This window comes from Actinoplanes sp. NPDC051405, assembly GCF_055586185.1.
This window is the reverse complement of sequence record NZ_JBVJIR010000021.1, coordinates 24382-43545: the sequence shown is the minus strand read 5'-3', so window position 1 is coordinate 43545 and position 19164 is coordinate 24382. Positions and strand designations below refer to the sequence as shown.

The window sequence follows — 19164 nt, the reverse complement described above, 5'->3', positions numbered from 1 at the left end:
TTAGCGAGCCGGGCAAGCGGCGAAACACTTTAAGTTCGCTTAATAGAAAGGTTTGTTGACTAAAGGGCTGAAGTGGGTGACCATAGGTCGTCGCCGCGCCCATGACGGTTGTCGGTCGATCACGTTGGGGGACGTGCTCGCTGAGCGCGTATTCGTCGTCACCGGAGGTACGCGGACACATGCCGAATCATGGCGATTTGCCAGTTCTCGCCGCGACGGTGTTACAGCCCGGGTTCGAAGGCACCGCTGTGCCCGACTGGGTCCGTCGCTGGCTCGCGGACGGGCTGGGCGGCGTCGCTCTGTTCGCCCGCAACGTCGAGACACCCGCACAGGTCGCGGCCCTGACCGCCCAGCTGCGTGCGGAACGCCCCGACGTCATCGTGGCCATCGACGAGGAGGCCGGTGACGTCACCCGCTTCGAGTCGCGGCACGGCAGCTCCCGCCCCGGCAACCTGGGCCTGGGTGCGATCGACGATGCCGAGCTGACCCACGCCGTCGCCCGGGACCTGGGCCTCGAGCTGGCCCACGCGGGCATCACGCTCGACTACGCCCCGGACACCGACGTCAACAGCAACCCGGACAACCCGATCATCGGGGTACGCGCGTTCGGCGCCGAGCCCGGTCTCGTGGCCCGCCACGGCGCGGCCTGGATCAGTGGCCTGCAGGAGGCCGGCGTCGCCGCCTGCGCCAAGCACTTCCCGGGTCACGGGGACACGGCCGTCGACTCGCACCACGCCGTACCGCTGATCGACCGCAGCCGGGAGCGGCTCGCCGAGGTGGAGCTGGTGCCGTTCAAGGCCGCGATCGCCGCCGGCGTGCAGTCGATCATGACCGGGCACCTGCTGGTCCCCGCGTACGACCCGGAGCTGCCCGCGACGCTGAGCCGGCGCATCCTCACCGGCCTGCTGCGCGAGGAGCTCGGCTTCCAGGGCCTGATCGTCACCGACGGCATCGAGATGCAGGGCGTACGCCGCACCTACGGGCTCGAAGGCGCCACCGTGCGGGCGCTGGCCGCCGGGGCCGACGCCATCTGTGTCGGCGGCGACCACGCCGACGAGCACACCGCCGTGCGCCTGCGGGACGCCATCGTCGCCGCTGTACGCAGCGGTGAGCTGAGCGAGGAGCGCCTGCGCGACGCCGCCGCCCGGGTCCGCAAGCTCGCCACCTGGACGCTGGAGACGCAGACCGCGATCGGCGCCCGCGCCGTCGCGGAGGTCGCCGGCTCCACCGCGCACGAGGTCGCCGTCATCGGCGGCTCGGCCGTCGGCCAGGCCGCCGCCCGGCGCGCCGTCAAGGTCACCACCGGCGCGGCCGCCCCGGAGCTGCCGCTGAGCCTCGCGCCGCATGTGGTCGAGTTCGCGCCGACCCGCAACATCGCCATCGGCGCCGAGACGCCGTGGGGAGTGGGGGCGCCACTGGGCAACCTGCTGCCCGGCACCACCTCGATCCGGCTCAGCGCCGAGGACCTCGCCGGGGTGAGCGACCCGGCCGCCCCGGTCCTGGCCGGAGCCGGCGGCCGCCCGCTGGTCCTGGTCGTCCGCGACGCGCACCGGCACCCGTGGATCGCCGACGCGCTGCGCGACACGCTGGCGGTACGCCCGGACGCGATCGTGGTGGAGATGGGTGTGCCGGTCGCGGTGAGCGGCGGCGTGCACCTGGCGACCTACGGTGCGACCCGCGCCTGCGGTCAGGCCGCGGCCGAGATCATCGCCGGCTCCTCGGTGCCCCAGCTGGCGTCGCAGGCCCTCGCCGCCTGAGAGGGCCGCTCAGCCGATGATGTCGTCGTACTCCGGGTGGTCCGCGACGTAGCGCGCGAAGAACGGGCAGGCGGGGACCACCTTCGCCCCGCGGGCCCGCAGGTTGTCCAGGGTCTGCGCGGCCAGCACGCTGCCCAGGCCCTGGCCCCGGTGCGCGGGGTCCACCTCGCTGTGCACGACGACCACGGCACCGTCGCGCTCCCGGTAGTCGGCGAACCCGCCGACCTCGCCGTCGAGCAGGATCTCGAAGCGGTGGCGGGCCGGGTTGTCCTGCACGGTGACGTCCATGCCGCCAGCCTAGGGTGGCTCGCGGCCCGTACTCTTGATCGGGTGATGAACACCGCAGCACCGCGCATCGCCGCCCTGTTCAGCTCAGCCGTCCTCGGTCTGACCCTGCTGGCCGGATGCAGCAGCGACAACGTCGACTGCGGCCTGGACCAGTGCACCGTGACCCTCGACCGCAGCACCAGCGCGAGTGCCAGCGTGCTCGGCGTGGAGGCCAAGTTCGTCAGCGCCGACGCCAACACCGTCACCCTCGAGGTGGCCGGTGAGCAGGTGCAGCTCACCAAGGGACAGCAGGCCGTGGACGTCGGCGGCCTGCAGGTGTCGCTGGACGGCATCACCGCCGACCAGATCACCTTCCAGGTGGCGCGCTAGCACGTCGGGGTGGCACGGGTGACAGGTTTCAAAAATGTTGCCCCAGGTCAATCTGGGCAGCATGTCTGCCACCCAGCAAGCCCGGAGCACCGCGTCGCGTGCTGCCGACAGCAAGCCCCTCGAATATCTCGCCCGCGGTGGCTTCATCGTGTACGGCGTCATCCACCTGCTCTTCGCCTGGCTGGCCCTGCAGGTCGCCCTGGGCGACTCCAAGGGCGAAAGTGACCAGTCCGGCGCGCTGCAGAGCCTGGCCGGCAAGCCGTTCGGCAAGACGATGCTGGTCATCGCCGTCATCGGCATGATCGCCATGGCTCTCTGGCAGGCCTTCGAGGCCGCCATCGGCGAGAGCGGCCCGCAGGACAAGGAGGCGATCGCCGAGCGCGTCGTCTCCGGCGCCCGCGCGGTGATCTACCTGTCGTTCGCCTGGATCGCCATCCGGGTGCTGCAGGGCGCGAACGCCTCCACCGGCGACAGCCAGGAGAAGGGCGCCTCCAGCCTGATGGCCAACTCGGGCGGTCGCTGGCTGGTCGGGCTGATCGGCCTCGTGGTGGTCGGCGTCGGCATCGGCCTGGTGATCTACGGCGTCACCAAGAAGTTCGAGAAGCACCTCAACACCCAGCAGATGAGCCCGTCCGTCCGCAAGACCACGCGTCGCCTCGGCGTCGCCGGTTACTCCGCCAAGGGCGTCGCCTACGCGATCGCCGGTGGCCTGATCGTGGCCGCGGCCGTGACCTACGACGCGGAGAAGGCCCGCGGTCTGGACGCGGCGCTGCGCCTGCTGGCGCAGCAGTCCTACGGCCCGTGGCTGCTGGGCCTGGTCGCGCTGGGCATCGCAGCCTTCGGCGTCTACTGCTTCTCGCAGGCTCGCTACCGCAAGGTGTGACGGACAACCAAGCTCGAAGCGGGTGGAAGACGTGTCTTCGCACAGGCGGGCAGGGCAAGGTAGAGCGCTGGCAACGACCCCTGAGTTCTGGAGAGGGAACCCGTGACCAGCGTGCTCACCGCCCTGCTCGCCGTCGTCATCGCGGCGGGTGCGGCGATCGTCCTGGTCGAGGCGGTGCACTGGGTCGTCAAACGGCTCGGGCGCCGCTCGACCCTGCTCAACGACCTGGCCACCACGGCGCACAAGCCGTTCCTGGCCAGCGTCACCGTGTACGCCGTGCAGCAGGCCGTCCGCAGCTCCGCCGGTGAGTTCGCCGGCCGCGACGGGGTGCTGCACGCTCTCGTCCTGCTGGTGATCGCCTCGGTCGCCTGGCTCGTCGGCGCGCTGCTGCTCGTGCTGGAGGACGTCGCCCTGGCCCGCTGGCGGGTCGACGTCCCGGACAACATGAAGGCCCGCCGGGTCAAGACCCAGGTCGTGATAATGCGCCGGGTCACGATCGCCGCCATCGTGGTGCTGACCATCGGCGTCATGCTGATGACCTTCCCGGACGTACGGGCCCTGGGCGCCAGCGTGCTCGCCTCGGCCGGCGTGATCAGCGTCATCGCCGCGCTCGCCGCGCAGAGCACCCTGGGCAACCTCATCGCCGGCCTGCAGCTCGCCTTCAGCGACGCGGTCCGCATCGACGACGTGGTGGTCGTCGAGGGGGAGTGGGGCCGGATCGAGGAGCTGACCCTGACGTACGTCGCGGTGCAGATCTGGGACGACCGCCGGCTGATCCTGCCGACCTCGTACTTCACCACCAAGCCGTTCCAGAACTGGACCCGGACCGGCTCCGCCGTGCTCGGCACCGCGGAGATCGACGTCGACTGGTCGGCGCCGGTCGAGCCGATGCGGGCCGAGCTGCGCGCCGTCTGCGAGGGCAGCGAGCTGTGGGACGGCCGGGTCTGCGTGCTGCAGGTGACCGAGGCGACCGGCGGCATGATCCGGCTCCGCGCCCTGGTCAGCGCGCACGACGCGGGCTCGCTGTGGGACCTGCGCTGCCTGGTCCGCGAGCGCCTGGTGACCTGGGTCTTCGAGCATCGGCGCGACTCGCTGCCGCGGCTGCGCGCGGACGTCTCCCAGGGTGAGCGGGCAGTGCCCGCACCCGCCGTCGCGGCGCCGGCGGACGACACCGCGACCCGGGACGACGCCCGGGTGTTCAGCGGCGCCGGGGACGGTGACGAGCGTGCGGCGGCCTTCAGTGGTCCGGAAGAGCAGACATCCGCCGCCACGTCCGGTATCAGGCAGTAATTTCGCCTCCGGCAGGCGAGGATTGATCAGGCCCTGCGCAGGGCATAGAGGCTCCATTGGGAAAGGAGGACACCATGGCCGATGTCCTGAACGGTAGCCCGGCCCGTCCGGGGACCGACCAGTCCACCTCGGAATTGGTACAGAAGGCGAGCGAGCAGATCTCTCGCCTGGTGAAGGATGAGATCGCGCTCGCGAAGGCGGAGCTCACCGAGAAGGGTAAGCACGCCGGCATCGGTGTGGGTCTGTTCGGCGGCGGAGGGGTGCTGGCTCTGTACGGCGTCGGCGCGCTGTTCGCCACGCTGATCATCGTCCTCGACCTGTTCCTGCCGCTGTGGCTGGCCGCACTGATCGTGACCGTGGTGCTCTTCGCCTCGGCCGGCGTGCTGGCGCTGCTCGGCAAGAAGCAGGTCACTCAGGCGGTCCCGCCGGAGCCCTCGGACGCCATCGCCAGCGCGAAGGCGGACGTCGACGAAGTGAAGCACGCGATCAAGAGCAGGAGCCGGGCATGAGTGACAAGAACGGGTCCACGTCGGCAGGCAAGCCCGACGTGGCGGCCCTGCGTGAGGACATCAAGCAGACCCGCGCCGAGCTCGGTGAGACGGTCCAGGCCCTCGCGGCCAAGGCGGACGTCAAGGCCCGGGCCAAGGAGCAGGTCGAGCAGACCAAGCAGCGGGCCAAGGCGCAGGTGCACGAAACGACCGGCAAGGTCCGCGAGGCCGCGGCTGCCGCGGTCGGCGCCGCGTCGGAGAAGGTCCGCACCGCCAAGGCGCAGGCCGGCGACAAGGTCGCCCTGGCCGGCGACAAGGTGAAGGAATCCGGCGCCCTGGACAAGGTCAAGGAGTCGGGCGTCCTGGACAAGGCGCAGGACGCGCGCGTCCAGGTGCAGCGCAACCCCATCCCCTTCGCCGCCGTGCTCGCGGCCGGGGTGGCGCTGGTCGGCATCATCCTCATCGTGCGCGGGAGGCGTAAGTGAGCAACAAGCTTCAAAAGGTGGCGTACAAGCCGGTCGGCCTGTTGCTGGGCATCGGGGCCGGCGCGGTCGCGGGCTTCGTCTTCAAGGAGATCTGGAAGTTCGCCTCCGGCGACGACGACGCCCCGAACGCCACCGACGAGGACCGCGGCTGGGGCGAGATCATCGCCGCGGCCGCGCTGCAGGGCGCGATCTTCGCGACCGTCAAGGCACTCGTCGACCGGGGCGGAGCGGCCGGCGTTCGCAAGATCACCGGGGAATGGCCCGACTGATCGATCGCCTACATAGACGTACGTCGAGGCCTTCGGCGCCGCTCAAGCGGCGCCGGAGGCCTTTTCCGGTTCTGTCCAAGTCGACGGGATTCGGCTGAGGGGCAGCTTTCGGGCTGGTTCTTCGGGTACAGTGTGGCCAGTTTTTGTGTACGTGGTTCAGGTGGCTCCGCAGTGCTCGGCCTTCTGAAACGCCGCCCCTCGCGGCGGCCGCTGCGCGGAAACGACCATCGGCCCCGCATCACCGGGCCGGCATTTTCAGAAGGAGAGTTCAGCATGGCGCAGGGAACCGTGAAGTGGTTCAACGCAGACAAGGGCTTCGGCTTTATCACCGTCGATGGCGGGGGTGCTGACGTGTTCGTCCACTTCTCGGCCATCCAGACGAGCGGCTACCGCAGTCTGGAAGAGAACCAGCGGGTCGAGTTCGAGATCGCCCAGGGCCAGAAGGGCCCTCAGGCGGAGCAGGTTCGCCCGCTCTGAGACCATCCTGCCGGCGGCGACGCCGGCCGCCGATCGCCTGGCGGAGATCGGCCTGAGTAACCCCGCATCCCTTCTTCGAGGGATGCGGGGTTTTTCTGTCTTCTGCTTTTTTTGGGTGGTTGCGCTGGGCCCGTTGTGGTCACCCTGGTTGCTTCGCCGGCGGCATCACAACTTTGACTGAACGGCCTCAGCAAGCTCCTACAACGACGAGGCTGGGCCGCCGGGTGCGGACCATCGAGGCAAGCTGCCGGCTTAGCGCCTCACGGATGAAGCTGCGGCTCCCTGACATGCGGAGATGGTCGTGGCCGAGGGCTGCTTCGCAGCTTTGTCTGCCGCTGGGGGCTGGTGTCGCGCCGTGGCGGGTCGCTGACAGTGCCCTAACCTGTCGACACCGATTGCCGGGCGCGCCGTGCCTGTCCGAGCCGTGCCTGTCCGAGCCGTGGTTGGGCGAGCGTGCTTGGCCGAGCTCACCTGCGAGCCTTGCCTGCCAGCCTTGCCTGCGAGCTGCGCCTGGGCGAGCCGCGCCTGGGCCAGGTTCGCCTTGGGCCAGCCTGGCCGGGCGAGTCCCGCCTGAGCCAGACTGCGCCGGGCCTCGCCCTCGCGAGCTGCGGGCTGACCCTCGTGCGACCAGGAGGCGTGCCTCGGCCGGAGATAGCCGCGGGCTCCCGGATGGACCGGCGACGCCGGGCTCTCGCGGAGCGCAAGCATCTCCGCCTGGCCCCGAAAGCCGGCAGGGGAACAGAAAGCCGGACCCCAAGCCCCACCATGCAACCACCCGGCAATCGGCGGGAGCGACGGCCGGCACCATGCAACCAGGCACGACAGGAATAAAGATCCCTAGGGCTGGGACTTGCTACGGGCCCGGATCCGAACCCCGAGGACGATCAGCACCAACCCCGCCACAGCGACGATCGGCCCGATGACCGCCCAGATCGTCACGCCGCTCATCACGCTGCCGCCGAGCAGGTCGAGGCCCTGGGCAGTCCACAGCACGCCCAGCACCACGCCGAGCAGGCCCGCGGTGAGCCACGGCCAGCCCTTCATCGGCGTGCCCTCACCAGCGGTCATGGACCTGGGGGCGGATCAGCTCGTCGTAGACCGACCGGACCACCTCGTGGGCCTCGTCGCCCAGCGGCGCCAGCTCGGCCGCCGCGGCGTTGGCCCGGGCCTGCTCCGCGTTGCGGGCGCCGGGGATGACGACGGTGACCGCCGGCTGGTCGATGATCCAGCGCAGCGCGAACTGGGCCATGGTCGCGCCCGTGGGGACGTGCGGCAGGAGCCGCCGGACGGCCTGGAGCCCGGTGCCGAAGTCGACCCCGGAGAAGGTCTCGCCGACGTCGAAGGCCTCGCCGTGCCGGTTGTACGTGCGGTGGTCGTCCTCGCTGAAGGTGGTGTGCTCGTCGTAGCGGCCGGACAGCAGGCCGCTGGCCAACGGCACCCGGGCGATGATGCCGACGCCGGCTTCGGCGGCCGCGGGCAGCACCTGCTCCAGCGGCTTGAGGCGCAGCGCGTTCAGGATGATCTGGACGCTCGCGGTGCCCGGGCGGGCGATGGCCGCCAGTGCCTCGTCGACCTTCTCCACGCTGACGCCGTACGCCGCGATGCGCTTCTCCTGCACCAGGGTGTCCAGCGCGTCGTAGACCGCGTCGGTGGAGAACACCGGGGTGGGCGGGCAGTGCAGCTGCACCAGGTCGAGGGTGTCGACGCCCAGGTTGGTGCGGGAGCGGTCGGTCCAGGCCCGGAAATTGTCGAGGGTGTAGTTGGCCGGCTCCTGGGGGACCCGGCGGCCCATCTTGGTGGCCACGGTGAGCTGCGGCTTGTCCTTGATGAACTTGCCGATGACCTGCTCGCTGCGGCCGTCGCCGTAGACGTCGGCGGTGTCGATGAAGGTGACGCCCGCGTCGACCGCCGCGCCGAGGGTGGCGAGCGCGTCGTCCTCGCTCACGCTGCCCCAGTCGGCGCCGAGCTGCCAGGCGCCGAGTCCGATCACGCCGACGGTGCGCCCCATGCGGGCGAAGCTGCGATTTTCCACGCCGCTGAGCCTAGTCCGCCGATGGTACGCTGCAAAAAAGACGTACGTACGGTTTGGAGCATCGCCATGTGGGATCCCACCGTCTACCACCGCTTCGGCGACGAGCGCGCCCGCCCGTTCCATGACCTCGTGGCCCGGATCGGCGCGCCGCACCCGCGGGCCGTCACCGACCTGGGCTGCGGCCCCGGCGAGCTCACCGCGAGCCTCGCGCGGCGCTGGCCGGACGCCCGGATCACCGGTCTGGACTCGTCGCCCGAGATGATCGGCAAGGCCCGCGCGCTGGACGCCGGCGTGGAGTTCGCGGTGGCCGACGTCGGCGACTGGCAGCCCGGCCCGGACACCGATGTGGTCGTCACCAACGCGGTCCTGCAGTGGGTGCCGGAGCACCGCGCGCTGCTCGAGCGGTGGATCCGGGCACTGCCGCCGGGCGCCTGGTTCGCCATGCAGGTGCCCGGCAACTTCGACGCCCCCTCGCACCGCGCCCTGCGTGCGCTGGCCCGCAGCGCCCCGTACGCGGACACCGTCGGCGAGATCGTCCGCGAGGCGCCGGTGGACGACGCCGTCGGCTACGCCGCGCTGCTGATCGGCGCCGGGGCCACCGTGGACGCCTGGGAGACCACCTACGTCCACCTGCTCCCGGACACCGGGCCCGAGCACCCGGTGCTGCGCTGGATGGAGGGGACCGCGCTGCGGCCGGTCAAAGCCGCGCTGGACGGTCCGGCGTGGCGCGAGTTCCGGGTCGCGCTCGGTGCCACGCTGACGGCGGAATACCCTGCCCGCAACGGGTACGTGGCGTTCCCGTTCCGCCGGATCTTCGCGGTGGCGACCATCGCCTAGGGGGAGAAGTTGACCGATCTGACCGCCTTCATCGCCGGACTGCCCAAGGCCGAGCTGCACGTGCACCACGTCGGCTCGGCGTCGCCGCGGATCGTGGCCGAGCTGGCGGCCCGGCACGAGGGGGACACCCCGGTGCCGGCCGACCCGGGCGCCCTCGCCGACTACTTCGCTTTCCGCGACTTCGGCCACTTCATCGAGATCTACCTGAGCGTGGTCGACCTGATCCGCGACGACCAGGACGTCCGTACGCTGACCTACGAGGTGGCCCGCGAGCTCGCCCGCCAGCAGGTCCGCTACGCCGAGCTGACCGTGACGCCGTACTCGCACGTGCGGCGCGGCATCCCGGCGCCGGCGTTCTGCGCGGCCATCGAGGACGCCCGGGCCGGCGCCGCCGCCGACTTCGGCGTCGACCTGCGCTGGTGCTTCGACATCCCCGGGGAGGCCGGGCTGCCCGCCGCCGAGGAGACGCTGCGGATCGCACTGGAGGAGCAGCCCGCCGGCCTGATCAGCTTCGGCCTCGGCGGTCCCGAGGTGGGCGTGCCGCGGCCGCAGTTCAAGCCGTACTTCGACAAGGCCCGCGCGGCCGGGCTGCACAGCGTGCCGCACGCGGGCGAGACCACCGGGCCGGAGACCATCTGGGACGCGCTGCGCGACCTCGGCGCGGAGCGGATCGGGCACGGCATCGCCGCCGCCCGGGACCCGCAGCTGATGGCCCACCTGGCCGAGCACGGGATCCCGTTGGAGGTCTGCCCGACCTCCAACGTGCGGACCCGGGCCGTGGCGAGCATCGACGAGCACCCGCTGCCGGTGCTGGTCGCCGCCGGGGTACCGGTCACGATCAACTCCGACGACCCGCCGATGTTCGGCACCACCCTGGAGGAGGAGTACGCGGTGGCCGCCCGGCTGCTCGAACTCGACGCCGCCGGGGTGGCCGGCCTGGCCCGCGCGGCCGTGCACGCGTCGTTCCTGGCCCCGGCCGGCAAGTCAGCGCTGCTGGCCGAGATCGACGACTACGCCGCCGGTCAGTAGCCGCCGGTGTGGAAGCCCGCGTAGAGCGGCTCCTGCCAGAACGCCAGCACGGCGAGGATCCCCAGCACCAGGATCGTCACGATCCGGACGACCCGGCGCCGGTTGAACCGGCCCGGGTCCTCGTCCGGCTCCAGCTCCGGATCGGTGCGTACGTCGGTGTCCAGCATCGTCACTCCCAATCGCCCGGATCTCAGCCGGGAACCGCCGTCCAACTCTGATGCCGGGCCTGCTCCGGCTGTTGCAGGACGAGCAGCCGGGTCGCGCCGAAACGCTGGCTGCCCACGCCGGCGACCAGGCCGCCGGCGGTGGTGCGCAGGCTGAAGCCGTAGTCGGTGGCGAACAGCGACCACCGGCCACTGCCGGCCGACGTGCAGTCGCCCTGCACGAGCGGCGCACCCGCCACCGGGTTGCCCTCCAGCGGAATCACGCACTTGCCGGTCGCCCGGGACTGCAGCGAGAACCCGCCGGCCGCGGCGGGGACCAGCTTCCACTGCTGCTGCGAGTCGCCGTCCGGGCCGCCGAGCGTCACCGGGGTGCCGTTCGCGGTGCGTGCGGCGTACAGGTCCGCCACGCCGCCGGTCAGCGAGTTGGTCAGGACGAACCATGTGTTCGCCGCGGGCCGGGCCGCGGGCGCCGACTGGGCGGTGCCCTTGGCCAGGTAGCCGTTCCTGCTGCGGACCGCCACCTGGTACTTGGCGTCAGGGCGCAGGCCGATCAGCCGGGCGCGGGTGGCCACGGTGGTGGCGATCTTCACCCCGTCCACCTCGACGTCGTAGCTCGCCTTGGGGCCCGCAGCGCTCCAGGTGAGCCGCACGGAGGTGCTGTTGGGCTCGCGGACCTCGAGTACCGCCTGCACAGCCGGAGCCGCTGCCGGGGTCGTGGAGAGCGCCGCCGGGACGGTCGGGGCGGCCGTGGTCGGGTCGGCCGCGGGAGCGCCGGTGGTCGGTGCCGGGACGCCGGGCGCTGTCGCACCGGGCTCGACGCCGGGCGGCAGGGCGTCGCCGCCGCCGTCGGAGGCGTCGCCGCCGGTTGCGGTCGGGGCGGGCGCCGCCGGTGCCGGTCCCTCGGTCGCCTTCGTGGTCGGGGTCGCCCGCGCGGTCGCGTCCGGCTCGGCCGCAACCGCGTCCGGGATGTCGTCGCCGCCGTCGCTGCGCAGCAGGAACTCGCTCTGCGCCACGTTCCAGTTCTCCGCCAGGTAGCTCTTCGGCTTCGGGTTGGTGTTGAAGTAGTCGTCGTGACCGCAGTCGAGGCGGTCCTCGTGCTTCTTCGGGCACACCGTGCGCAGCGCCGTGTCGGAGCGGTCCTTGTTGCACATCAGGTCGTAGTCGTCGGTGCAGCTGCCCGCGCCGGTGGAGTTCGGCGAGTCTTGCAGCCGGGCGCCGAGCATCTGGGTCACCTCGCGCGCCGCGACCACCGAGCTCCAGCAGCCCGCGTCGACCCGCCCGTACGACGGCCCGCCGTTGTTACGGTTGCCCAGCCCGGGCCGCTTGTCGGCAACGAAGGTGCCGATGCCGCAGTACACGTTGGTGTCGGCGAAGATCAGATACTTGCGGTCGGTGCGGTTGTAGCCCAGCGTCTGCAGCGCGTCGATGTTGCCGGTGAACGACTCCAGCGCGGCCTCGGGCACCTGCACCTCGGCGACGTCGACCCGGCACTGCGGGGTGGTCACGAAGCGCACGTGCCGGGAGCCACCGGTCTCGGCCGCGCTCGCGTCGAAGATCTGGTCGACGCCGGCCGACCACGTGCGCATCGAGCCGAGGAAGTCGGCGTAGCGGCTCGGGGTGCCGAACTCGTGCAGGTAGAGCACCTGGACCCGCTTGCCGGCGCGCCCCTCGCCCTGGCAAGCCACGTCGTGCGTACCCATGATGAAGTCGGCCTCGCCGGGGGCCGCGTCCGGGATCAGCGCGGGCGCGCCGGGCGACAGCGAGCTGCCGCCGTGGTCACGGACGATCTCCGCGTCCGGCGGCACGACCGCGGCCTCGCGGGCCGGGTCGGCGGGCTCGGGCACCTTCGCCGTCACCGGAGCGACGTCGCGGGTCACCTTCAGCCCGGCCGGTGCCGGGTCGGGACCGTGCGTGCAGGTCTCCTCGTCGAGCTCGTACACCCCCGCGCAGAGCGAGTCCTCGCCGCCCGGCTTGAGCCCGAAGTAGACCAGGCCGAGGCCGGGGTTGTCGGCCGGCTTGGCGGCGTAGGTGATCCGTTCGCCGTCCTGGCCGTCACCGTCACCGGTCCAGCCGCCGCCGACCACGCTCGGTCCGACCACGCCGCCGATGCCGAGCATCGCGACGCCCAGCAGCACCGGCAGCAGCCGGTGCGAGCGGGGAGTGGCACGCCGGCGTCCGCGGTCGGCGGGAGCCCGCCGGCGCGAGGACGGCGCCTCCCCACGCGGCGCGGGACGTCGGTGGGTGGACAAACCATCTCCTCGTACTGCGGGGGCGCGGTGGGAGGGGGTTATGGGGTGACCACCTCCCACCGCGAGGTGGCCTGCCGGATCCGTGGTGTGGGGTCGTGCGTCGGGCTGCGGACCGGCCGGCCGGATGGGATCGGGGTAGAGCGTGCCAGCCCGGGAGCGCCAGGGGAACGCCTTTAATACAGATCTAAGCAATCGTTGTACCGTCCGGGTTGTTTCGCGGGGCACGGTGCGATGAGGCCGTTTTCTACGCGTCATCTGTGCGTTGATGCGGCCACTTGCGCTTCACCGGATCCCGTTCCCGGGCCAGCCGGCCGACCAGGCCGAAACGGTTCACCTGTTTCGGTGCGGCCTCGGCGTCGGCCAGCAGCATGACGACGCTGGCCCCGCCCATCGCGGCCCGGTCCAGGCTCACCGAGCCGCCGGTGGCCTGGGCCGCCCGCCGCGCGATGTCCAGGCCCAGGCCGGTCGAGCCCTGCTCGCTCTCGCCGCGGCGCAGGGCCTTCTCCGGGTCGTCGATGCCCGGTCCCGCGTCGTCGACCCGCAGCGCGACCCAGCCGTCGCGGCGGCTGATGCCCACCTCGAAGGCGGTGCCCTGCGGGGTGTAGCGGAAGACGTTGCCGAGTACGGCGTCCAGCGCCGCGGCCAGCTCCGCCCGGGCCACCGGCACCGGGATGCGCAGGTGCGCGCCGACCACCCGGTACTGGCGGTCCTGGTCGCCGGCCAGCGCCGACCAGAAGACCATCCGGTCGCGGACCACCTCGCTGGCGTCGCAGAGCCCCTCCTCGGGCGCCGCGACCTGGGCCGCGACGGCTTGCCGGGTGGTGTTGATCAGCTGGTCGACCTCGCCCTCGAGGGTCACGATGGCCTGCCGGATGCGCCGGATCCCGCGCCGGCGGTCGAGCTCGGCCGCGGAGAACTCACCGATGTGGGTGTCGTCCGGGTCGAGCGCCTCGGCGTCCAGGCGCAGCACGGTCAGCGGGGTGCGCAGCCGGTGCGACAGGTCGGCGACCAGCTCCCGCTCGCTGGTGCGGGAGGTGACCAGGCGGTCGGCCATGCGGTTGAACGCGTACCCGGCCTCGGCCAGCTCGCGCGGGCCGGAGGGCTGGATGCGTACGCCGAGGTCACCGCCACCGACGGCCATCGCCGCGTGCACCAGATTGCGCACCGAGGCCACCGCGCCGCGGGCCAGCCGGTCGACCACGATCACCGAGCCCAGCACCAGCCCGAGCATGATGCCGAGCAGGATCCACCAGTCCCGGGCCGTGCCCGCGCCGAGCTCCTCGTCGCTGACGAAGGCCTCGACCACCGAGGTCTTGTCGCCGGAGCGGACCGGCTCCAGGCGGACCAGACCGTCGTCGGCCTCGATGATCAGTGCCTCGGTGCCCTTGGCGGCGTCCAGGATGTCGTCGGCACCGACCCGGGTGTTGCTCACGGTGTCCGGCGGGTGCACGACCAGCCCGCCGCCGGCGCTCTTGACCGCGGCGTCGACGTTCTTCTTGTTCGCTCCCGCGGCGATCGCGCCGGCGACCAGCGCGCTGCGCTGCTCGGCCGTGGACATGGCCTGGTCACGGTGGTCCTCACGCAGCTCCCAGCCCAGCGGGACGAGGAACGCGAGTGCGGCGATGGCGGTGGTGGCGGCGCTGACGTAGGCCAGCCGCGCCCTCAGTCCGGCGCCACCAACCGGAATCCGACCCCCCGCACGGTGCGCAGGTAGCGAGGCTTCGCCGCGGATTCGCCCAGTTTCCGACGTAGCCAGTACAGATGCACGTCGATCGTCTGGTCCTCGCCGACTGACGGCTGTCGCCATACCTCCTCCAACAGCTCACGGCGCGACACGACCCGGCCCGGGCGGGCGGCCAGGTACGCCAGCAGGTCGAATTCCTTGCGGGTCAGCGCCAGTGGCTGGTCGGCCAGGCTGGCGCTGCGTTCGCCGACGTCCACCCGCAGCTCGCCGACCTCGTGCACGGCGGGCTGGGCGGTCCGGCTGGCCCGGCCGACGCGGCGCAGCACCGTGGTGATCCGCGCGTCGAGGTGGGCACCGGTGAACGGCTTGACCATGTAGTCGTCGGCCCCGGCGCGCAGCAGGCGCACCACGGTCTGCTCGTCGTCACGGGCGGTGGCGATGATGATCGGGACGTCGGTGATGCCGCGCAGCATGCGCAGCGCGTCCGAGCCGTCCAGGTCGGGCAGGCCGAGGTCGAGCACCACCAGATCGGGGGTCTCGGCGGCCACCCGGCGCAGGGCGTCCAGGGCCGTGCCGACGGCGTGCACGGCGTGCCCCCGATCGGCCAGCGACCGGAGCATGGCGCCGCGCACGACGTGATCGTCTTCGACGAGCAACACCGTGGCCATGCAGAGAAGGTACTGCCCTTGGCAAGCCACGCCGAATCCGTCATCCAGAGGCAGCCATCGATCACTCAGAGTCACCGGAAACCGGACGCTATAGGATGGCGCGTACCGATGGCCTTCACACTCTTTCCCGACGCACGTCTTGCCCTCGCCGCCGACAGCCTGGCCGGTCTCTCGGTCGGCGACGCGCTCGGCGCCCAGTATTTCGTCCCCGGCCACCACGCCGCGGACCTCTCCCGGGGCCACCTGCCCACCCCGCCGTGGCCGTGGACCGACGACACCGAGGAAGCCTGCTGCCTGGTCGCCGCCCTGACCGCCAGTGACGAGCTCAACCTCGACCGGGACCACTTCGCCGACCTGCTCGGCCGGCATTTCGACGCCTACCGCGGCTACGGGCCGGGCGCGGTGGTCATGCTCCGGCAGATCCGCGAGGGCACCCCGTGGCCGATCGCTGCCGCGGCCGCCTTCGACGGTCAGGGCTCCGCCGGCAACGGCGCCGCGATGCGGGCCGCCCCGATCGGTGCCTGGCACGCCGACTCGCTGGCCCACGCCGCGGCCCAGGGCGCCCGGGCGGCCGAGGTCACCCACGCCCACCCCGAGGGCATCGCCGGCGGGGTGGCGGTCACCGTTGCGGCGGCCATCGCGGCGGCGGCCCGCCTCGACGGTCACCGGCCCGAGCCGGCGCAGTTCCTGGCGGCTGTCGCGGGCTGGGTCGCCCCGGGACACGTGCGGGACGGTCTGGAACGGGCCCGGCGCCTCACCGACCCCGTGGAGGCCGCGTACGAGCTGGGCACCGGATCGAGGTCGACGGCGCCGGACTCGGTGCCGTTCGCCGTCTGGGTCGCCGCCCGGCACCTCGGCGACTATCCGGCCGCGATCACCGCCTGCGTCACCGCGGGCGGGGACGTGGACACCACCGCCGCGATGGCCGGGGGCGTCGTCGCCGCGTACACCGGGGTGGACGGGATTCCGGCGGCCTGGCTGGCGGCGCGCGAGGAGCTGCCCGACTGGGTGACCGCGTCGCGCGAAGCATGACCAAAGCGACCTACTAGCATCGTGCTCGACCCCGTTTTCACGCAAAGGAGAACCACCGTGTCCGCACCCCGTACCCCCGCCGAGGGCCTGGTCGTCCCGGCCGGGACGACGGCGGCCGACGCGGTGGCCGCCGCCGGCCTGCCCGCCGCCGGTCCGAAGGCGATCGTGGTCGTGCGCGACCCGGCCGGCCGGCTGCGCGACCTGGACTGGGCTCCCGAGCTGGACACCGAGGTCACCCCGGTGCCGCTGGACTCGCCGGACGGGCTCAACGTGCTGCGGCACTCGACCGCGCACGTGCTGGCCCAGGCCGTGCAGGACGTCTTCCCGGAGGCCAAGCTCGGCATCGGGCCGCCGATCGAGAACGGCTTCTACTACGACTTCGACGTGACCAAGCCGTTCCAGCCCGACGACCTGGCCAAGCTCGAGAAGCGGATGCAGGAGATCGTCAAGTCGGGCCAGACGTTCCGGCGCCGCGAGTACGGCTCGCTCGACGAGGCCAAGGTGGAGCTGGCGAACGAGCCGTACAAGCTCGAGCTGGTCGACATCAAGGGTGAGGTGGACGCCGACGAGGTCATGGAGGTCGGCGCCGGCGAGCTCACCCACTACGACAACATCGACAAGGACGGCAAGCGCGTCTGGGGTGACCTGTGCCGCGGTCCGCATCTGCCGTCGACCCGGCTGATCGGCGCGTTCAAGCTGATGCGCTCGGCCGCCGCGTACTGGCGCGGCAGTGAGAAGAACCCGCAGCTCCAGCGGGTCTACGGCACCGCGTGGCCGACCCGTGACGAGCTGAAGGCGTACCTGAAGCTGCTGGAGGAGGCCGCCCGCCGCGACCACCGCAAGCTGGGCGCCGACCTGGACCTGTTCTCCTTCCCGGACGAGCTCGGCTCGGGCCTGCCGGTGTTCCACCCCAAGGGCGGCATCATCCGGCGCGAGATGGAGAACTACTCACGCGGCAAGCACGAGGAGGCGGGGTACGCGTTCGTCAACACCCCGCACATCACCAAGGCCAACCTGTTCGAGACCTCCGGGCACCTCGACTGGTACGCCGACGGCATGTTCCCGCCCATGGAGATGGAGGGCGCGAACTACTACCTCAAGCCCATGAACTGCCCGTTCCACAACCTGATCTTCCGGTCCCGGGGCCGGTCCTACCGCGAGCTGCCGTTGCGCATGTTCGAGTTCGGCACCGTGTACCGCTACGAGAAGTCCGGCGTGATCCACGGCCTCACCCGGGTCCGCGGCATGACCCAGGACGACGCGCACATCTTCTGCGCCGAGGAGCAGATGGAGGCCGAGCTCACCTCGCTGCTGACCTTCGTGCTCCAGCTGCTCAAGGACTACGGCCTGGACGACTTCTACCTGGAGCTGTCCACTCGCAACCCGGAGAAGTCGGTCGGCACGGACGAGAACTGGGAGCGCGCCACCGAGACCCTGCGCCGGGTGGCGACGGAGTCCGGTCTGGATCTGGTGCCGGACCCGGGCGGCGCGGCGTTCTACGGCCCCAAGATCAGCGTGCAGGCCAAGGACGCCATCGGCCGCACCTGGCAGATGTCGACCATCCAGCTCGACTTCAACCTGCCGGAGCGCTTCGAGCTGGAGTATTCGGCGGCGGACGGGACCCGTAAGCGGCCCATCATGATCCACCGGGCGCTGTTCGGCTCGATCGAGCGCTTCTTCGGTGTGCTGACCGAGCACTACGCGGGCGCGTTCCCGGCCTGGCTGGCGCCGGTGCAGGTGGTCGGCATCCCGATCCGCGACGACCACGCCGACTACCTGGCCGAGTTCGTGGGACGGCTCAAGGCCGAGGGCATCCGGGCCGAGGTCGACTTCTCCGACGACCGCATGCAGAAGAAGATCCGCACCGCCCAGCAGCAGAAGATCCCGTTCATGGCGATCGCCGGCGACGACGACGTGAACGGCGGGACCGTGTCGTTCCGCTACCGCGACGGCTCGCAGCGCAACGGGGTGCCGCTCGACGAGGCGGTCGCGCACGTGGTCGAGATCGTGCGCAGCCGGGTCAACACCGGGCCGTCCGCGGCCTGAGACACCCCCGCGCCTCCTGGGTCCCGCGTCAGCTCAGCGGCGGGATCCAGGAGTCCGGGTCGGCGCAGTCGCCGATGGTGAGCTCCCCGATCAGCGCGTCCAGCTCGCGCCGGGGGAAGAGCGACTCCACCGTGACGACGCAGTGCTCGGCCTCCACGATCAGCCGGCCGCGGGGCTCGTACCAGGCCGGCAGCTTGCCGACCTGGGTCCGGCCGGTCAGTGCCGCGCGCTCGCGCTCCCAGTTCGAGTCCCGGGCGGCGGTCAGCACGGCGACCTCGAGGCCACCCGGCAGTCCGGTGTAGACGGCTGCGCCCGACGGCGCGCGGGAGCCGGTGCTGAAACCGACCGCCGTCTGTCCCCGGTCGATCCGGTGGTCCGGCGACCGGAGGTAGGTCAGCTCCAGGCCCTTGGGCATCCGGACGCCCAGGCGCAGCGGCAGCCGCAGATCGCGGGGCGAGCCGAGGGTCACCGCGGCGGCGAGCCGGAGCAGGTCCGCACGGGTGATCTTGTCCTTGGCCCGGGCGGTGTCGGCGTAGACCACGACCCACGTGCCGGACGGGTCCCGCCGGCCCACCGCCGGGGTCTGCCACGGCTCGGTCTCCTCGACGGTGTGCCCGGCGAAGGAGAACGCTTTCAGGTAGCGGAAGTCGTCGACCTGCTCGGCGCCGCGGAACTGGCTCTCGTCCAGCGTGCCCGGCGAGAAGGCGGTCACCTCGCCGCCGTACGTCCCGTCGGGGCTGCCCAGCCCGAGGTTCTGCACGGTGAGGGTCTGCCGGTCGCCGTCGGTGACGCTGGCGGTGACCACGTAGCCGGAGGTCTCGTCCACGTCGAGGGTGACCTGCCAGGGGCGGCGGCCGAGGGCGGCCGGCGCGGGGCCCGGTGCGGCCGGCTCGTCGTCGCCGGTGCGCAGGGCGACCACGGTCGTCACCGTCACGCCGATCACCAGTACCGCCACGATCAGGCTCACCAGGACACCACGACGGTGCCGGATATGCGTCCCACGCATGGTCGTCCACCTCACTCGATCGCCGACACTCTATGACGGATGTCGATGTCCGGCGCGCACCGGGCGGGCACCGGCCCGGCTGACTAGGGTGGGAGCGTGAGTGACGCAGGG

General features: G+C 71.8%; 20 protein-coding genes. 12 read left to right on the top strand and 8 right to left on the bottom strand.

Annotated elements, in window-relative coordinates:
• Positions 1-179: 179 nt before the first annotated feature.
• On the top strand, positions 180-1757 hold the full coding sequence (locus ACZ6S4_RS36320) for a glycoside hydrolase family 3 protein (RefSeq protein ID WP_465479244.1): 1578 nt from the start codon (positions 180-182) through the stop codon (positions 1755-1757).
• Between the two features lie 9 nt (positions 1758-1766).
• Here the strand turns inward: ACZ6S4_RS36320 and ACZ6S4_RS36315 are convergent, their stop codons facing one another.
• Complete coding sequence (locus tag ACZ6S4_RS36315) at positions 1767-2045, bottom strand: GNAT family N-acetyltransferase (RefSeq protein ID WP_465479243.1); 279 nt, start codon at positions 2043-2045, stop codon at positions 1767-1769.
• A 45-nt stretch (positions 2046-2090) separates the two neighbouring features.
• Between ACZ6S4_RS36315 and ACZ6S4_RS36310 the strand changes: the two genes are divergently transcribed.
• From ACZ6S4_RS36310 to ACZ6S4_RS36280, 7 genes are all read left to right on the top strand, one after another.
• The gene (locus tag ACZ6S4_RS36310) at positions 2091-2414 is read left to right on the top strand and encodes a hypothetical protein (protein WP_465479364.1); all 324 of its coding nucleotides are present in this window, start codon (positions 2091-2093) and stop codon (positions 2412-2414) included.
• 61 nt (positions 2415-2475) lie between these two features.
• Complete coding sequence (locus tag ACZ6S4_RS36305) at positions 2476-3297, top strand: DUF1206 domain-containing protein (protein ID WP_465479242.1); 822 nt, start codon at positions 2476-2478, stop codon at positions 3295-3297.
• Positions 3298-3399: 102 nt separating this feature from the next.
• Positions 3400-4587, top strand: coding sequence for a mechanosensitive ion channel family protein (locus tag ACZ6S4_RS36300; protein WP_465479241.1), 1188 nt, complete (start codon positions 3400-3402; stop codon positions 4585-4587).
• Positions 4588-4661: 74 nt separating this feature from the next.
• Positions 4662-5096, top strand: coding sequence for a phage holin family protein (locus ACZ6S4_RS36295; protein ID WP_465479240.1), 435 nt, complete (start codon positions 4662-4664; stop codon positions 5094-5096).
• Positions 5093-5560, top strand: coding sequence for a DUF3618 domain-containing protein (locus ACZ6S4_RS36290; protein WP_451916198.1), 468 nt, complete (start codon positions 5093-5095; stop codon positions 5558-5560). Before ACZ6S4_RS36295 ends, ACZ6S4_RS36290 begins: the two co-directional genes overlap by 4 nt.
• On the top strand, positions 5557-5829 hold the full coding sequence (locus ACZ6S4_RS36285; RefSeq protein ID WP_360821605.1) for a DUF4235 domain-containing protein: 273 nt from the start codon (positions 5557-5559) through the stop codon (positions 5827-5829). The genes ACZ6S4_RS36290 and ACZ6S4_RS36285 overlap by 4 nt, the downstream gene beginning before the upstream one ends.
• Before the next feature lie 273 nt (positions 5830-6102).
• Positions 6103-6306, top strand: a complete 204-nt coding sequence (locus tag ACZ6S4_RS36280; protein ID WP_007458127.1) for a cold-shock protein — start codon at positions 6103-6105, stop codon at positions 6304-6306.
• 837 nt (positions 6307-7143) lie between these two features.
• On the opposite strand, the gene ACZ6S4_RS36275 is transcribed toward ACZ6S4_RS36280, so the two are convergent.
• Positions 7144-7374 carry a hypothetical protein gene (locus ACZ6S4_RS36275; RefSeq protein ID WP_360557206.1) on the bottom strand — a complete coding sequence of 77 codons (231 nt, stop codon included), beginning with the start codon at positions 7372-7374 and terminating at the stop codon, positions 7144-7146.
• Entirely contained in the window at positions 7361-8338 is a 978-nt protein-coding gene (locus tag ACZ6S4_RS36270; RefSeq protein ID WP_465479239.1) for an aldo/keto reductase, read from the bottom strand. Before ACZ6S4_RS36270 ends, ACZ6S4_RS36275 begins: the two co-directional genes overlap by 14 nt.
• Before the next feature lie 66 nt (positions 8339-8404).
• On the opposite strand from ACZ6S4_RS36270, the gene ACZ6S4_RS36265 reads away from it, so the two are divergent.
• Both ACZ6S4_RS36265 and ACZ6S4_RS36260 read left to right on the top strand, forming a co-directional pair.
• Entirely contained in the window at positions 8405-9175 is a 771-nt protein-coding gene (locus ACZ6S4_RS36265; RefSeq protein WP_465479238.1) for a trans-aconitate 2-methyltransferase, read from the top strand.
• 9 nt (positions 9176-9184) lie between these two features.
• Positions 9185-10204 carry an adenosine deaminase gene (locus tag ACZ6S4_RS36260; RefSeq protein WP_465479237.1) on the top strand — a complete coding sequence of 340 codons (1020 nt, stop codon included), beginning with the start codon at positions 9185-9187 and terminating at the stop codon, positions 10202-10204.
• Here the strand turns inward: ACZ6S4_RS36260 and ACZ6S4_RS36255 are convergent.
• From ACZ6S4_RS36255 to ACZ6S4_RS36240, 4 genes are all read right to left on the bottom strand, one after another.
• On the bottom strand, positions 10198-10371 hold the full coding sequence (locus tag ACZ6S4_RS36255; RefSeq protein WP_465479236.1) for a hypothetical protein: 174 nt from the start codon (positions 10369-10371) through the stop codon (positions 10198-10200). The two genes, ACZ6S4_RS36260 and ACZ6S4_RS36255, sit on opposite strands and share 7 nt — an antisense overlap.
• Before the next feature lie 23 nt (positions 10372-10394).
• Positions 10395-12617, bottom strand: a complete 2223-nt coding sequence (locus tag ACZ6S4_RS36250; RefSeq protein ID WP_465479235.1) for an RICIN domain-containing protein — start codon at positions 12615-12617, stop codon at positions 10395-10397.
• 244 nt (positions 12618-12861) lie between these two features.
• Complete coding sequence (locus ACZ6S4_RS36245; protein WP_465479234.1) at positions 12862-14175, bottom strand: HAMP domain-containing sensor histidine kinase; 1314 nt, start codon at positions 14173-14175, stop codon at positions 12862-12864.
• A 104-nt stretch (positions 14176-14279) separates the two neighbouring features.
• Complete coding sequence (locus ACZ6S4_RS36240; RefSeq protein ID WP_203766725.1) at positions 14280-14969, bottom strand: response regulator transcription factor; 690 nt, start codon at positions 14967-14969, stop codon at positions 14280-14282.
• Between the two features lie 108 nt (positions 14970-15077).
• Between ACZ6S4_RS36240 and ACZ6S4_RS36235 the strand changes: the two genes are divergently transcribed.
• A complete protein-coding gene (locus tag ACZ6S4_RS36235; protein ID WP_465479233.1) occupies positions 15078-16001 on the top strand; it encodes an ADP-ribosylglycohydrolase family protein in 924 nt (307 codons plus the stop codon).
• 57 nt (positions 16002-16058) lie between these two features.
• A complete protein-coding gene (gene thrS / locus ACZ6S4_RS36230) occupies positions 16059-18047 on the top strand; it encodes a threonine--tRNA ligase (protein WP_465479232.1) in 1989 nt (662 codons plus the stop codon).
• Positions 18048-18075: 28 nt separating this feature from the next.
• Here thrS and ACZ6S4_RS36225 read toward each other — a convergent pair whose 3' ends face one another.
• Complete coding sequence (locus ACZ6S4_RS36225; protein WP_465479231.1) at positions 18076-19053, bottom strand: hypothetical protein; 978 nt, start codon at positions 19051-19053, stop codon at positions 18076-18078.
• Positions 19054-19164 lie beyond the last annotated feature (111 nt).

Excerpts from the sequence above, each read along its gene's own strand:
- ACZ6S4_RS36320 (WP_465479244.1), top strand. The coding sequence starts at position 180 with ATGCCGAATCATGGCGATTTGCCAGTTCTCGCCGCGACGGTGTTACAG.
- ACZ6S4_RS36315 (WP_465479243.1), bottom strand. The coding sequence starts at position 2,045 with ATGGACGTCACCGTGCAGGACAACCCGGCCCGCCACCGCTTCGAGATC.
- ACZ6S4_RS36310 (WP_465479364.1), top strand. The coding sequence starts at position 2,091 with ATGAACACCGCAGCACCGCGCATCGCCGCCCTGTTCAGCTCAGCCGTC.
- ACZ6S4_RS36305 (WP_465479242.1), top strand. The coding sequence starts at position 2,476 with ATGTCTGCCACCCAGCAAGCCCGGAGCACCGCGTCGCGTGCTGCCGAC.
- ACZ6S4_RS36295 (WP_465479240.1), top strand. The coding sequence starts at position 4,662 with ATGGCCGATGTCCTGAACGGTAGCCCGGCCCGTCCGGGGACCGACCAG.
- ACZ6S4_RS36290 (WP_451916198.1), top strand. The coding sequence starts at position 5,093 with ATGAGTGACAAGAACGGGTCCACGTCGGCAGGCAAGCCCGACGTGGCG.
- ACZ6S4_RS36280 (WP_007458127.1), top strand. The coding sequence starts at position 6,103 with ATGGCGCAGGGAACCGTGAAGTGGTTCAACGCAGACAAGGGCTTCGGC.
- ACZ6S4_RS36275 (WP_360557206.1), bottom strand. The coding sequence starts at position 7,374 with ATGACCGCTGGTGAGGGCACGCCGATGAAGGGCTGGCCGTGGCTCACC.
- ACZ6S4_RS36265 (WP_465479238.1), top strand. The coding sequence starts at position 8,405 with ATGTGGGATCCCACCGTCTACCACCGCTTCGGCGACGAGCGCGCCCGC.
- ACZ6S4_RS36255 (WP_465479236.1), bottom strand. The coding sequence starts at position 10,371 with ATGCTGGACACCGACGTACGCACCGATCCGGAGCTGGAGCCGGACGAG.
- ACZ6S4_RS36245 (WP_465479234.1), bottom strand. The coding sequence starts at position 14,175 with ATGTCCACGGCCGAGCAGCGCAGCGCGCTGGTCGCCGGCGCGATCGCC.
- ACZ6S4_RS36240 (WP_203766725.1), bottom strand. The coding sequence starts at position 14,969 with ATGGCCACGGTGTTGCTCGTCGAAGACGATCACGTCGTGCGCGGCGCC.
- ACZ6S4_RS36235 (WP_465479233.1), top strand. The coding sequence starts at position 15,078 with ATGGCCTTCACACTCTTTCCCGACGCACGTCTTGCCCTCGCCGCCGAC.
- ACZ6S4_RS36225 (WP_465479231.1), bottom strand. The coding sequence starts at position 19,053 with ATGCGTGGGACGCATATCCGGCACCGTCGTGGTGTCCTGGTGAGCCTG.